14 protein-coding genes are annotated in these 13,203 nt (G+C 48.0%); 2 read left to right on the plus strand and 12 right to left on the minus strand.

All coding sequences use genetic code 11. The features are described 5' to 3' along the window. Positions 1-11: 11 nt before the first annotated feature. The 7 genes from KQI_RS0122905 to KQI_RS0122935 all read right to left on the minus strand — a co-directional run bounded on the left by KQI_RS0122905 (position 12) and on the right by KQI_RS0122935 (position 4,098). Complete coding sequence (locus KQI_RS0122905; RefSeq protein WP_010349222.1) at positions 12-575, minus strand: cob(I)yrinic acid a,c-diamide adenosyltransferase; 564 nt, start codon at positions 573-575, stop codon at positions 12-14. A 17-nt stretch (positions 576-592) separates the two neighbouring features. After that, positions 593-1,162: a type 2 periplasmic-binding domain-containing protein gene (locus KQI_RS0122910; RefSeq protein ID WP_010349223.1), complete on the minus strand. Its 570-nt coding sequence runs from the start codon at positions 1,160-1,162 to the stop codon at positions 593-595. A 101-nt stretch (positions 1,163-1,263) separates the two neighbouring features. Then, positions 1,264-1,470: an aspartyl-phosphate phosphatase Spo0E family protein gene (locus KQI_RS0122915; RefSeq protein ID WP_010349224.1), complete on the minus strand. Its 207-nt coding sequence runs from the start codon at positions 1,468-1,470 to the stop codon at positions 1,264-1,266. Between the two features lie 115 nt (positions 1,471-1,585). Then, positions 1,586-2,797 (minus strand): aminotransferase class I/II-fold pyridoxal phosphate-dependent enzyme, encoded by a 1,212-nt coding sequence (locus tag KQI_RS0122920; protein WP_007429547.1) that lies wholly within the window; start codon positions 2,795-2,797, stop codon positions 1,586-1,588. 12 nt (positions 2,798-2,809) lie between these two features. Continuing rightward, positions 2,810-3,310, minus strand: a complete 501-nt coding sequence (locus KQI_RS0122925; protein ID WP_010349225.1) for an Lrp/AsnC family transcriptional regulator — start codon at positions 3,308-3,310, stop codon at positions 2,810-2,812. A 130-nt stretch (positions 3,311-3,440) separates the two neighbouring features. Then, on the minus strand, positions 3,441-3,827 hold the full coding sequence (locus tag KQI_RS0122930; RefSeq protein WP_010349226.1) for a spore coat protein: 387 nt from the start codon (positions 3,825-3,827) through the stop codon (positions 3,441-3,443). A 34-nt stretch (positions 3,828-3,861) separates the two neighbouring features. Next, entirely contained in the window at positions 3,862-4,098 is a 237-nt protein-coding gene (locus KQI_RS0122935) for a hypothetical protein (RefSeq protein ID WP_029390297.1), read from the minus strand. Positions 4,099-4,212: 114 nt separating this feature from the next. Here KQI_RS0122935 and KQI_RS0122940 point away from each other — a divergent pair, with 114 nt between their 5' ends. Continuing rightward, positions 4,213-5,451 carry an NAD(P)/FAD-dependent oxidoreductase gene (locus KQI_RS0122940; protein ID WP_010349227.1) on the plus strand — a complete coding sequence of 413 codons (1,239 nt, stop codon included), beginning with the start codon at positions 4,213-4,215 and terminating at the stop codon, positions 5,449-5,451. Between the two features lie 71 nt (positions 5,452-5,522). Here KQI_RS0122940 and KQI_RS0122945 read toward each other — a convergent pair whose 3' ends face one another. The 4 genes from KQI_RS0122945 to KQI_RS0122960 all read right to left on the minus strand — a co-directional run bounded on the left by KQI_RS0122945 (position 5,523) and on the right by KQI_RS0122960 (position 10,506). Beyond that, positions 5,523-6,776 carry an MFS transporter gene (locus tag KQI_RS0122945; RefSeq protein WP_010349228.1) on the minus strand — a complete coding sequence of 418 codons (1,254 nt, stop codon included), beginning with the start codon at positions 6,774-6,776 and terminating at the stop codon, positions 5,523-5,525. Positions 6,777-6,896: 120 nt separating this feature from the next. Beyond that, positions 6,897-7,610: a hypothetical protein gene (locus tag KQI_RS0122950; protein WP_029390298.1), complete on the minus strand. Its 714-nt coding sequence runs from the start codon at positions 7,608-7,610 to the stop codon at positions 6,897-6,899. Positions 7,611-7,665: 55 nt separating this feature from the next. Next, entirely contained in the window at positions 7,666-8,079 is a 414-nt protein-coding gene (locus tag KQI_RS0122955; RefSeq protein ID WP_010349230.1) for a DUF350 domain-containing protein, read from the minus strand. Between the two features lie 60 nt (positions 8,080-8,139). Further along, on the minus strand, positions 8,140-10,506 hold the full coding sequence (locus tag KQI_RS0122960) for an endonuclease MutS2 (RefSeq protein ID WP_010349231.1): 2,367 nt from the start codon (positions 10,504-10,506) through the stop codon (positions 8,140-8,142). 153 nt (positions 10,507-10,659) lie between these two features. Here KQI_RS0122960 and KQI_RS0122965 point away from each other — a divergent pair, with 153 nt between their 5' ends. Further along, on the plus strand, positions 10,660-11,019 hold the full coding sequence (locus tag KQI_RS0122965; RefSeq protein ID WP_010349232.1) for a phage holin family protein: 360 nt from the start codon (positions 10,660-10,662) through the stop codon (positions 11,017-11,019). A gap of 152 nt (positions 11,020-11,171) precedes the next feature. Here the strand turns inward: KQI_RS0122965 and zapA are convergent, their stop codons facing one another. Beyond that, positions 11,172-13,196, minus strand: a complete 2,025-nt coding sequence (gene zapA, locus KQI_RS0122970; RefSeq protein WP_010349233.1) for a cell division protein ZapA — start codon at positions 13,194-13,196, stop codon at positions 11,172-11,174. Positions 13,197-13,203 lie beyond the last annotated feature (7 nt).

The raw sequence follows: 13,203 nt of genomic DNA on the forward strand, positions 1-13,203 counted from the left end.
CGGTTGCCTCCTTATTTGCGGAACACTTTTTTGCTCCGCACATATTCGACATCGGGTACGCCCTGACGCACATTCGCTGTGCGGGCCACGACAAAGAAATAATCGGAAAGACGGTTCAAATACCGACGTACCGCAGGATTAATTTGCGTGTGCTTCCCCAGTGTGACAGCACGGCGTTCCGCGCGGCGACACACTGTACGGCAAACATGTAGCGTAGAAGACAATGTGCTGCCCCCTGGTATAATAAACCGCTCTACCTTCGGATTTTCCTCCTGACATGCATCAATCCAGCCTTCCAGCCGTTCTGCCAGCTCGTCTTTCACCTTATATTTGCTTTCATCGATTTTGACAAATGCCAAATCCGAGCCGCAATCAAACAGTTCCTGCTGTATTTCCTCCAATTGGGTCCGGATATCCGCAAACTGTTCTCCTTCGGCAAAGCTGATGGCTTGTCCTACAAAGCTGTTCAGCTCGTCGATTGTGCCGTATGCCTCCACACGGTCATCATCCTTGGACACCCGACCGCCGATCACCGAAGTTTGTCCCTCATCACCTGTTCTCGTGTAAATCCCCATCTACTCCATCCCCCTTATCATTCTGTGAGTGCTTTCAGCACCTTGATGGCCTCTTCCTTATTGCTTGTACGTGGAGGTACGGTAGCAAATAATGTTTTTGAGTTATATTTTAAATCCTTGAACATCTTCATCTGCTCCACGGGAATCCCGTATAGATGAGTTTCCTTGATCACATCTGTTCCTTCTTCCCCCTGCCCCTTCTTCTCAAATACACCGCCCTCGAACACACCCCGAGCATACGTTTTTTTGTCAAAGGCATCGTCTAACGGAAGATTCGAGCCATTCTGTCCATACAGCTTCATATCCTCTTCTGGTAAAAGAAACAGATCATGCTCCCCAGCAGCATACTCAACAACCAGTTTCTGCTGGTTGTACAGCGGGCTAACTGAAATTTCGATATTGGGAGCCTGCCCGCCCAGCTTATCCTTAAGCCTTTGTGTCAGCTCATCACGAACGACTGAAGCATCCCCTTTATCCATAATAAAAATGGAAAAGCTGTCCTTGTCCCGTTCACCACATCCGGCCAATAGTACGAGTGCCAGCATTCCGATTATCCATGGTGACAGCCATTTTATCCCTGCTCTCATCTGTGTGCCCCCTCTTCCATGCCACTAATATATCATAAGTTGTGAACGCAAAAAAAGAAGGCCCTGCGGCCTTCCTCGTATGTTCAGCTGACTGCACACGGTCACACCTTGCACTCCGTACCATACAGCTTCATGTATTCATTGATTTTCAAATCGAGCTTGCAACTGATCTCGATAACAAGATCAGAGGTAAAGGACTTCTCTTCCTGAAACATCCGCATCATCTCATTGCGCAGAAGCAAAATTTCATCTTCCAGGGAAATGTCGTATCCTATTGAACGCGACGAATGATATCCAACATATGACATGAGCATTCCTCCTGCAATTTGAAAAATTGAACTTCCTGCTTTCGATTTCAAATTATAGCATATAAATTTAGAAATAAAAGTCTTTTTTCTATTTTTTAACCATAAAAAAATAATTTTAGCCTTCTTTTTTTACTTTTTCTACAAAATGGCCAATCCGATCCAGTGCTTCCGTCAGCTGACCGACAGAAGTCGCATATGAGCAGCGAAGGTAACCTTCGCCTCCCAAACCGAACACATTCCCCGGCACAGCCGCCACCTTCGCCTCAGTCAAAAGGCGCTGCGCAAATTCATCCGAGCTGAGTCCTGTGCTTTGAATACTAGGGAAAACATAGAAGGCCCCCCGCGGTTCGTGACATTCCAGACCAATGTCCCGGAATCCCTCCACCATTAGACGGCGACGCTGATTATAGGCTTCCACCATCCGGTCCTTCTCGCCCAAACCATTCCGCAAGCCTTCCAGTGCCGCAACTTGCCCCATGGAGGGAGCACACATGACGGTGTACTGATGGATTTTGAGCATAGCAGCAATCAGGTCGGGATGCCCGCATGTATATCCAATACGCCAGCCTGTCATGGCAAAAGCTTTGGAAAAACCACTAACGAGAATCGTACGATCCATCATACCCGGCACAGAAGCAAAGCTGACATGCTTATCGCCATAATTCAATTCGGCATAAATTTCATCAGAAATAACGATTAAATCATGCTTTTCCACGAGTTCAGCAATCGGAAGCCAGTCTTCATAAGTCATCGTAGCTCCGGTCGGATTGCTCGGATAGCATAAAATCAGCACCTTGGATTTAGGTGTAATTTTAGCCTCCAGTGCCTCAGCGGTTAGCTTGAATTCATCCTTGGCAAACGTTTCGATACCTACCGGAATCCCGCCCCCAATCGAAGTGATTGGAGAATATGAAATATAGCACGGCTCAGGGACGAGAATTTCGTCGCCAGGTACGATTAACGCGCGCAAGGCAAGATCAATCGCCTCACTGCCACCGACCGTAACGATAATTTCCTTTTTCGGATCATAACGGACATCAAATTGCTCATTCAGATATTCACTAATCGCTTCACGCAATTCAGGTGTTCCCGCGTTGGACGTATAGCTGGTAAAGCCCCGCTCCAACGAATAGACGCAGGCTTCCCGCATATGCCAAGGGGTGGTAAAATCCGGTTCACCTACCCCAAGGGTAATAATATCCTTGTTGCTCCCCACCAAATCAAAAAACTTGCGAATACCCGAAGACGGGATTTCACGTACCAGCGGGGACAAATAGGAACTCATGGCTTTGTTGCTATCGGTAAATGCTTCTGATTTGAGATTCATCATGATCTTCCTTTACGGCGAAATCATCAGACGGTTATCTTCCTGATGGTCCTCAAAGATAATTCCGTCCTGCTTGTATTTTTTAAGCGTAAAATTGGTCTTGGTGGACAATACGGAGTCAATAGGTGACAGCTTTTCAGACACAAAATTAGCGACCTCACGGAGGTTACGGCCTTCAACTTCCACCAGCAAGTCGTATGCCCCGGACATGAGATAAACCGATTTCACTTGCGGATACAAATAGATCCGTTCGGCAATGCCTTCAAAGCCTCTTCCACGCTCCGGTGTAATCTGTACCTCGATCAAAGCAGTAACCTTCTCGTCGTCGACTTTATCCCAATTGACCACAGCAGCGTACTTGACAATCACATGCTGGTCTTCAAGCTCTTTAATTGATTTACGCACATCCTGCTCGTCAACCCCCAGCAAAGTAGCCAGCAAAGTCGGTGTTCTTCTTGCATCTTCTTTTAACAATTCCAGTACTTTTAATTTCAAATCATCCAGTTCTGTCATTCTACATAAGGCCTCCATCAAAAGAGATTACTATACATCATACAATACGTACTTTAAACCTGCAAAGAAAAACCGTCCGCCCCGGTAAACCCGGCAGACGGACGGCTGTTATGGGAAATTGCTAACCCGTTTACATATAATAAGGGTTGTGCTGATGGGAAGGCTGGCCCTGTTGATGCATAGGCTGACCATATCCTCCTGCAGAGGACGATTTTTGCTGAATGAACTGCTGGCATTCCTGTTGAGTCTTGCGAGCTTCTTGAATTTGTTTGTCCACATCGGCGCGCAGCGCTTTGCACGTGATGGAATACATATTGTTCTGACTCATCAGACGGTACATATCGCCTTGCATACGAAGCGTATCGTTCGTCAGGTCGGTGAACATCTGGCGTACAGACTGACAATTGGATTCTGTGGTCGCCGTTGTATACTCCCCTACTGTACGTTTCATATCAGCAAGAATCGCATAGAGCAAATCTTCTTCGGGCATAAATGACATATTGTTCTGTTGATACATCCTGTCATACCTCCTTTTTTTGGTTAATACATCCTTACTGCTGCGGTTGCGTAGGAGCAAGCTGCTGGTGCTGTTGAAGGGCATTAGAAAGCAGGTTCAAGTGGTGTTCATGGGTTCTCGCGAATTGCAAACAGGCTTGTTGAATAGCAGGCCGCTGGATGGACGCTGCTGACGCCGCACATTGCTTGAGCAAAAGCTCTTCATTAGAAATGGAGTCTACGATGTACTCCAGCTCTTTGCCAGTCAAAGGTTGCATGTTCATAGATTGCATAGTCTGTGCCTCCTTAAATGTTTTGTTACACGCTGGTTATCTTGTCCGTTTCGCGAAATACTATGTACGACATATATGAGATACTACATATTGGCTATAAGGAGTGCTACGTATATGGATCTGATTAGTGGAAGTACCTATTGGCCGAGTACGCTGGAGCAGACGCTGGACTTTCCGCCTTTGGCAGAGGAGTTGGATTGTGACGTGCTGATTATCGGAGGCGGAATGAGTGGGTCCCTCTGCGCTCAGCTGCTGGGAGAACGACAGGTGAATACAGTGCTTATCGACAGGCGCAAGCTGGCCCATGGAAGTTCTTCGGCGAATACCGGACTGCTGCAATATAGTAATGACAAGACATTAACCTCTTTTATCCATACGCTTGGTGAGACTAATGGTGTGCTGTTTTACCGGATGTGCAAGGATGCTCTGGATCAGTTGGAAAAGCTGGCGGCCACGCTGGATATCGATCCTTTCTTTATTCGACGCAGCAGCCTGTACTATGCGAGTACACCGGAGGACGTGCAGATGCTGCAGGAAGAATACAAACAGCTAACCCGGTTTGGGTTCCCGGTGGAATACTGGGAGGAGCAACAGGTGGCTACCCGGTTTCCTTTTCGAAGGCCGGCAGCATTGTACACCCATGAGGACGCCGAGGTTAATCCATTTCGGTTTGCCCAAGGATTGTTACAATCCGCGAACCGTCTTGGTGTGCGCTTGTATGAGCATACGGAAGCCAAGCATTTGGAATTTGGCGAAAATGAGGTCGTTTGCCATACCAGCGATGGAACCATTCGGACGAAAAAAGTCATTTTTGCAACAGGCTATGAAACTCAGGAAATTAAAAAGGATCGCGGAGCCATACTTGAAAGCTCTTATGCTATCGTCACCAATCCTGTTGGAAATTCATCTTTGTGGCACGAGCAGTGTCTGATCTGGGAAACCGCACGACCCTATCTGTACATACGCTCAACCCGGGAAGGACGTATCATTATCGGCGGTTTGGATGAGCCTGTGTTGAACTCGAACCAGCGTGAAATCAGGCTGCTGCACCAACAGAAAAAGCTGCTACAAGCGCTACAGGAGCATTTTCCCGATGTACCATTTCAAATTGATTATGCATGGGCTGCCGTGTTCGGCTCCTCCCATGACGGACTGCCGTATATTGGTCCGCATCCGCGATTCCCGAACTGCTACTTTGTAGAGGGGTACGGGGGAAACGGGACGGTTACCAGTATGATGGCCGCACAGCTATTGGCTGATGAGCTGACAGGCACACACCGACCTGAAATGGAGCTTTTTTCACTAACCCGTACCAACAGCCCCTCGCCCGATACAACGAAGCCAGTGGTTTAATCATATGTACCGCGAAAAACCTCCTGCCCACGTCTAAAGTGGATTGGAGGTTTTTTAATTGTCTTTGCAGACTATTCGGTTTGCTTGTGCCAGCGCCGTGCATTGGAATGAGATGTATTCTGCTTTGTTTTTTGCTCCATTTTTAGTACATTTCGCATAAAAAACCATCCAGCCACCGGCATTAATGCCAGTCCAATTAACAACCAGATCATCGCAGCAGGGGCCTTGCTTATACTTAACACACCCAAAAAAATTAACGTTCCGGTCAATCGGCCGACCATGAGGCATAGTTCACGCAGTACAACAAGTTCCACTCGCTGATTAGCATCTCCTTCACTCGTTCCCATTAGATCAAAGCTTGCAGAAATCATGGGGATCAAATATAGAGGCATGAACAAGGCTGTGCCTATCCCCATGATCAGTAGCATGCTATATCCCATGCGCCACAATAATGGTAAAAGCACAATCACCAGCAGCACGGCACCCAGAAGCATACCAGCCGAGCGATAATGTGGTTTGAGCCATTTGCCAACAGCCCAAAAACTGAAAAACGAAACACCTGACGTAATAAGTGAAAATTGTGCCAGCTTCCACTCCTGCTGCGTTACTACATACACAAGCAGTGTAATCAGGAAGGCAAAAACACCTTCACGGATGCCCTGTGCAACAAGGGATAACGACAATGGACGCCACATACTCCCTTTTTGTGACAATCGCTGCTTGGGCTCCTTCCAATTGTATTTTCCTGTCGTTTTGCGCTTACGTAGAAAGAAACTCAGCACTACCCCCACGACATAAAATGCCAGTGAAATGCTGAAGATCACACGATAACCGGCATCATCCTCCATTCGGGCAATAATCCAGCCGGACAGCCAAGGACCCACAATGCCAGAAAATGAACCCAGCAGGCCCACCCAGCCGTTAAAATGATCACGGCTTACCCGGTCTGTGACTTCGAAAAAAATCACATTAAACGCCAACCAGAATAAACCCAGCGCTGCCCCCAACAACATCCCGAGCGGCCATATGTAGTTTACAGCTTGCGGACCCGTGTATAATACGACCAAATAAAATAAGCCGGACATAGCGGTCCCTACGCGCAGAGCATTCATTTTGTTATGTTCCTTGACCCATTTTCCAGCCACCCAGACCATAATTCCCAGCGCAATTTGCTGGCTGACATTAAACCAACCGATCATTGCGTAGTCCTGCCTGCTTTTCCACAAATACACGTTAAGAAAAGTGCCGGACAAAGCTGCTGCAAACACAAACAATCCATTCAAGCTTAGCAGCAGAATGGATTGTCCGTTTAGGTTTGATTTCAATGTAGTTCCCCCTAACCGAAAATCACCCATCAGCTTATGACATACAGGTCAGCTTGCTTTAAGATTTCTTCGATTTAAGATGCCCCTATCAAGCTAGGGACTATCCGGGGGGTTAACTATTTAATTGTTGGAAATACCACTGAGCTTCTCCAGCATCTGCAGTCGATCCTCCTCTGAAAGCGTCTGCTGAACATGGAAGCAACTCGGACACACATAAACATTCAAGACAAACGGCAAATCCAGAACAGGTCGGCCAAGCGCAGGAGAGAGCGACGGTTTAAAGCCTTCTCCGGTTACAGTTTGCGATCCCGCATGCAGCATATATTCACCGCACTGGGAGCATTCAAGAACTTCATCCTGTCCATCTAGTATTTGTTCAGCGCCTTGCTCATAAGCCATTAAATCCGCACCGCTTTCTTCAAATTTTTGCAGGGTATGCAGCACAGGCATCTTATGAAGTTCATTGTCCTGCAACAATGGAGCGCCCTCTGGCTTTTCAACTACCGCTTCATCCTCGGCTTCATATAAAATATCCTGCTCCTCATCATCGCCAAGCTGAATGCTCAGTGTACGATAGCCCGTTAATGCTTCCTTCTCATGAGAATGGAGCAATGAGCTGCCAGATGCAGCATGATCGCGTTTTGTATGTTCGTGCCGATGCTCAGCTGCATGTCCGTGTACAGACGCAGAAGCCGACTCTGACTCATCTTCATCATCATTTATGTCTGAGTATCCCTTCAGGTCATTATGGCAATAAGGACACTCTTCTTCAGGACCCAGTTCTTCATCCCAAATAATTTCCATGCTACACCATGGACAAATAGTCATTTCCAAGCTTTATCATCCTTCCGTTCCCAAGCATATACCAAGCTATAGTATACAGGATGTGTCAAGTCACACTAGCACCAATGACATAAGATAACGATATCGAAATAATCATGGAGAACAAGCCAACAGCACGGTTATCCTCTTTAATCTCCCGATCGATAGAAAATACCGGTGTCAGAAACTCAAACAGAAAATACGCCGCAAGCAGCAGTAAAAAGCCAACGAATGACCAAATCATCGTATCATACACACTGGATTTGGCTTCCATGGCAAAGCGGAGCACGTTGCAGATGCCGAACATTTTCCCGCCCGTAGCCATCGCTACCGAAATATTTCCACGCTTGATCTCTTCCCAGCACTTATACCGGGTTACGAGCTCAAAGCATGACAAAAATACAATCAGCTCCAGCACCGCCACCGAGAAATAGCCCAGCATCATTCCCAACGGATGTGACAGCAATTCATCAATCGCCATCTTCACTTCGTCCCTCCCGTTCTACAGAGCATTGCCGGCAGAAGCCGGCAAACCCGTAGCTCATTCCAGTTCAGCAACAGTTACCCCTGTGCCGCCTTCATTGTAATTGCCAATGCGGTAGCTTTTCACATGCTTATGCTTGCGAAGATATTCCTGAATGCCTGTACGCAAAACCCCTGTGCCTTTGCCATGAATAATGTGAACCTGACCGAGATTGGCTAAAAATGCTTCATCCATGAAGCGATCTACCTCGATCAGAGCTTCCTCGACATTCGCTCCCCGAAGATCAAGTTCATTGCGTACATTATCATCCCTCGTTCGTTTGACGCCTGTGACTGGCTTTTGAACCCTTGGTGCAGGCGTTTGAGCAGGCTGTAGCAGCTCCAAATCATCCAGACTGACCTTCATTTTCATGATACCCAGTTGAACGACAGCTTCCTTGCTACCAGACAGCTCGACCACGTGGCCTTTTTTGTTCAGACTATGAACAGATACCTCATCTCCGGCCATAATAGAACGAGTACGTGTAGCAGCACGTTTGACCGTGTTCTTCTTGCGTTGCTTAGGTTCAGCCTCATCCAGCTCTTTACGAGCTGCAATCAGCTTATGCTCCTTAACAGAAGCTCCTTCTTCCTGAGCCAGTTTGCGTAAATCGCTAATGATCTTCTCTGCTTCGCTACGAGCCTTATCTACTAGAACTCTTGCTTCATCCTCTGCTTTTTCCAGCATACGGTCCCGTTGTGACTCCAGCTTATCCAGCTCAGTCTGGTGACGGCTGCGTAATGCTTCCATTTCCGTACGGAGCTGCTCCGCCTTTTCCCGTTCCTGCTCAGCCGTCAAACGGTTCTGCTCCAGTGACGCAATCATGTGCTCGACGCGCTGATCTTCTTCTGTTACCTCACCACGGGCATAGTCTAAAATACGGCTCGGCAAGCCCAATCGCTCGGCAATGGCAAAAGCGTTGCTTCGTCCAGGTACACCGACCAAAAGACGATAAGTAGGACTTAATGTAGCGACATCAAATTCCATGCTTGCATTAATGATTCCTTTGCGCTCATAGGCATACGCCTTCAATTCACTATAGTGAGTCGTCGCAACCATACGGCAACCCATTGCATGCATATGCTCCAAAATCGATACAGCCAGCGCCGAGCCTTCCGCCGGATCTGTTCCTGCTCCTACCTCATCAAGCAACACAAGGCTTTTAGGTGTCATATTTTTCAGAATGCTAATGATATTAGTCATATGGCTGGAAAAAGTACTCAAGTTTTGCTCAATGCTCTGCTCGTCACCAATATCCGCATAGATGGCGTCAAATACGCATAGCTGACTTTCATCCTCCACAGGTACAAAAAGTCCTGACATCGCCATCAAGCTTAGCAGACCGATAGTTTTCAGGGTAACTGTCTTCCCCCCTGTATTGGGTCCCGTAACGATAATGGAGGTGTAGGAATTGCCCAGCTCCACGTCAATGGGAACGACCTGCTCCAACGGGATTAGAGGATGTCTGCCTTTTTTCAGCTTCAAGTATCCGCGATCATTCATCAAAGGCAAGGTGGCCTTCATTTCACGGGCGAGACGCGCTTTTGCAAAAATAAAATCAAGATTGCCCAAAATGTCCACATCATACAGCAGCATATCCGCTTGTTCGGCGACAAGCGCTGTCAGCTTTTGTAAAATGACTTCAATTTCACGTTCTTCTCTCAGCCGTGTTTCCCTCAGCTTGTTGTTCATCGCTACAATCGATTCCGGCTCAATAAACAACGTTGCACCAGATCCGGATTGATCATGCACAATTCCGCCAAAATAAGAACGGTATTCGGCCTTGACCGGAATAACAAAACGATCTCCACGAATCGTAATTAACTGATCCTGCAGCATTTTGGAGACGGTGGAGGAACGAATCATGGAATCCAGCTTTTCACGAATACGCACTTCACCGGAGCGCAGCTCCCGGCGAATTTGCGAAAGCTCTGTACTGGCAGAATCCAGCACCTCTGCGTTTTCGTCAATACAGCCTTTAATCGAGTTTTCCAAGCTTCTCTGCTCTGAAAGCTGCTCACTCCAAAACAGCAAGGTTTCGACAGGATTTTCCTCATGCAGACTTGCTACGCACACCTGTATACGACGTGCAGCCTGCACTGTAGTCCGAATGCCAAGCAGCTCCTGCGGACTCAGCGTTCCGCCAATACGTGCGCGTTTCACCGCCGGAGTAATGTCCACCACTCCGTTAAATGAAGGCACTCCTTTGAGCCGATCAGCAGCATAGGCCTCATCCGTGCCTTTCAACAGTTTCTTGATATGCTCCAAATCATCGCTGGGCTGTAGTCGAAGAGCTGTTTGCTGGCCTGTTGTCGTTTGGGCATAGTGACTTAGTTTATTTAGAATTTTTTGGTATTCAAGGGTTTTAAAAATTTTAGAGTCCAACTTCACTACTCCTTTCACTTATATCTATATTATACCGAAAGCCGCAAACTTACGCTATTTGCCAACACTGTTTTACACATAAGAAAGCTCTCCATGCCACACACTAACCTTTGTCTAACCCTGCAATTTCAAAAAAACGAAGGAGGTTATTCCGTGAGCATTCTTGGGCACATTGTGCGTTTCATCGTAGCCGCCCTGGTACTGATGGTCGTAAGCTGGATCGTTCCCGGATTTAGTGTAGGCGGCTTTTGGAGCGCGCTGATCCTTGCGATTGTCATTGCCTTGATTGGTTATATTATTGAGGCCATGTTCGGTCGGCGCGTTTCTCCATTCGGACGCGGTATCGTAGGTTTTCTGGTGAGCGCTCTGGTTATCTGGGTGGCTCAATATATTGTGACCAGTGTGAGTGTTTCTGTGATGGGCGCATTGCTAGCTGCATTGGTTATCGGGATTATCGACCTGTTCATTCCGGTAGCAACACCTTTTGAAGCCGGTCGTAAGGCCAAGGATTAATTTTCGGTTTACACCGCGGCAAAGCTGTCCCAAGCAGATTTATTCTGCCAAAGGGCAGCTTTTTGTCACGCACACACCTACGGTGAATCCAGTATACAAATAATCCCCGGCGATAAGCAGCCGGGGATTTGCGTTACATCTATGATCCGTATCTACTGATCCTGTTCGATGAGCTCAATCCATTCATTATACTCCGTTTGAAGCTTGGTGTATTCTTCCTGCAATTGACGCAATTCCGTCGAAATCTTTTCTGTATTTTCCCGATCTACATCCTGCTGAACTTGTAAAAGACGAAGCTGATGAGCCGCCATTTCATAATTTTGACCCACTTCATTAAGCTCAGACTGTAAAGCAAGCCGTTCCTGCTCTACAGATTGCTGTTCAGCCTTCGCCGTTTCGGCAGCTTCAACTGCCAAACGGATCTCCTCCTGCAGTTGCTCCTTTTGTTCAACCGTTACGGCTATTTCACGTTCCCACGTAGCAAATTCTTCCTTGCGTGCAGCGTCTTCAGCCTCCCAACGTTCCACCTCGGCCTTCAACTGCTCATATTTAAGCTGCCATTCCAACAATTCTTCTGCAGTACGTTCCATTTCACTCTGCCGTTCGCTATCTTCACGCTGGAGTTTTTTTATATTCCGCTCCAATTGTTCAGCCCGGCTCTTCATGCTGCTATGCTGCTCCTGAAGCACGTTGTAGGCCTGTATTCCTTCCTGCTCACGACCGTTTACCTTTTTCAGCTCATCCTGAACACGTATTAGCTCAGGCGAAAGCTCTTTGATTTTGGCTTCCAGCTGTAACAGACGCTGCTGCTGTGCCGCAAACTTGCTATTAACAGCTTCCACTTCTGCCTCAGCATACTGTAATTGCTCCTGCGTTTTTGTCTTCTGTTCACGTGCCTCCTGTAGCGAAAGCTCCAATTCATCGACGGCATGCTGATGCTCCTCAGCAAGCTTCTGCCATGACTTCTCACTTTCAGCCAGTGCAGCCAGTTCGCTTTGCAGCTTGCGAGAGGATACGTGCGCCTGCTCCAGCAGCTTGTGCATCCGGCGCTGTTCTTCCTCCAGCTTAGCCGCTTGCTGCTGAACAGCCTTGGCTTCCGTAGCCAAAAGATCATAACGGTCCTGCAGCTCTTTACGCGCAAGCGCATCCGCCTGTTCCCGTTCTGCTGCGGCCTGCCGCTGCGTTTTCAGCTGGGACTCCAACTCGGTCTGCTGCTGCTTCAATAATGCAGCTTGCTCTTGCGCTTCTCCCAAACGGGACGCGAGCTCTGCTTTGCCTGCCTGTACCTCGTCCAACTGCTCCTGAAGCTCCTCGATTCGAATCCCCTGCTCAAGCGCAGCTTCCTCGGCTCGTTTCTCCGCTTCCTGGTGCTGAAGATTTCTCTCATTCAGCTCTTGCTGCGACTGTGTTCGCTCCTGCTCTAGCTGCTCATTCAGCCCGGAACACTTGGTCTGCCATTCTGTTACCTTCTGGCTATGCTCCTGCTGCAAAGCAGTACGCTGCTTATCCAATTCTGTGCGTTGACGCTCCTGATGAGCCTTCTCCGCAGCCAAAAGCTTGGCTTCAGACTGCTTCGCCGCCTCAGCCAATTCCTTTTTCGTTTGCTCCTCCGCCTGCCGGATCCGGGCATTTGCCGCTTCCTGCTGCTCTTTCAATTTACGGGAAGCTTCTTGACGGGACTCCTCCAATTCACGTTTAGCCTGCTTTTGCTCATTTTCAAGCTCGGCTGCCTTCTTCTCCTGCTGCTCCAGCCTTGTCCTCAATGCAGCAATTTCCTTGGCTGATACGGATTCGGTTTCTGCCAGCTTCTTCTGGGTCGCTTCTTTCTCTTCGTTCAATTGAATAAGAGACTGCTTCATATCTGTATTTTTCTGCTGCTGTTCTCCCAGGGCTGTCTGAAGTTGCGCCAGCTCTCCCCGGAGTTCGGCACGTTCGGCGGCTAATCGGTTCATATGGCTTTGAATTTCCTGAATTTGTACAGCCTCTTCTGCCATATGGACTGCAGCCAGCACGGCAATTCGGGGCATATCCAGACGTGAATGAGCTTGGGAAATACCGTGCATGCGTTCATCCACGTAATTAGCAACCTGTTTCATATAATCGGGATTACTGCCGACGAGTCTATAAGAAGTACCGTAGATCTCTACAGTGACGCGAGTACGATCCGGTGTAGTCACAATTATG

It is taken from the genome of Paenibacillus peoriae KCTC 3763 (genome assembly GCF_000236805.1).
GTDB classification, from domain to species: domain Bacteria; phylum Bacillota; class Bacilli; order Paenibacillales; family Paenibacillaceae; genus Paenibacillus; species Paenibacillus peoriae.

Bases quoted from the DNA above. Each gene is read 5' to 3' on its own strand.
- KQI_RS0122940 (WP_010349227.1), top strand. From the start codon at position 4,213: ATGGATCTGATTAGTGGAAGTACCTATTGGCCGAGTACGCTGGAGCAG.
- KQI_RS0122915 (WP_010349224.1), bottom strand. From the start codon at position 1,470: ATGTCATATGTTGGATATCATTCGTCGCGTTCAATAGGATACGACATT.
- KQI_RS0122905 (WP_010349222.1), bottom strand. From the start codon at position 575: ATGGGGATTTACACGAGAACAGGTGATGAGGGACAAACTTCGGTGATC.
- KQI_RS0122955 (WP_010349230.1), bottom strand. From the start codon at position 8,079: ATGGCGATTGATGAATTGCTGTCACATCCGTTGGGAATGATGCTGGGC.
- KQI_RS0122935 (WP_029390297.1), bottom strand. From the start codon at position 4,098: ATGCAATCTATGAACATGCAACCTTTGACTGGCAAAGAGCTGGAGTAC.
- KQI_RS0122925 (WP_010349225.1), bottom strand. From the start codon at position 3,310: ATGACAGAACTGGATGATTTGAAATTAAAAGTACTGGAATTGTTAAAA.
- KQI_RS0122910 (WP_010349223.1), bottom strand. From the start codon at position 1,162: ATGAGAGCAGGGATAAAATGGCTGTCACCATGGATAATCGGAATGCTG.
- KQI_RS0122920 (WP_007429547.1), bottom strand. From the start codon at position 2,797: ATGAATCTCAAATCAGAAGCATTTACCGATAGCAACAAAGCCATGAGT.
- KQI_RS0122930 (WP_010349226.1), bottom strand. From the start codon at position 3,827: ATGTATCAACAGAACAATATGTCATTTATGCCCGAAGAAGATTTGCTC.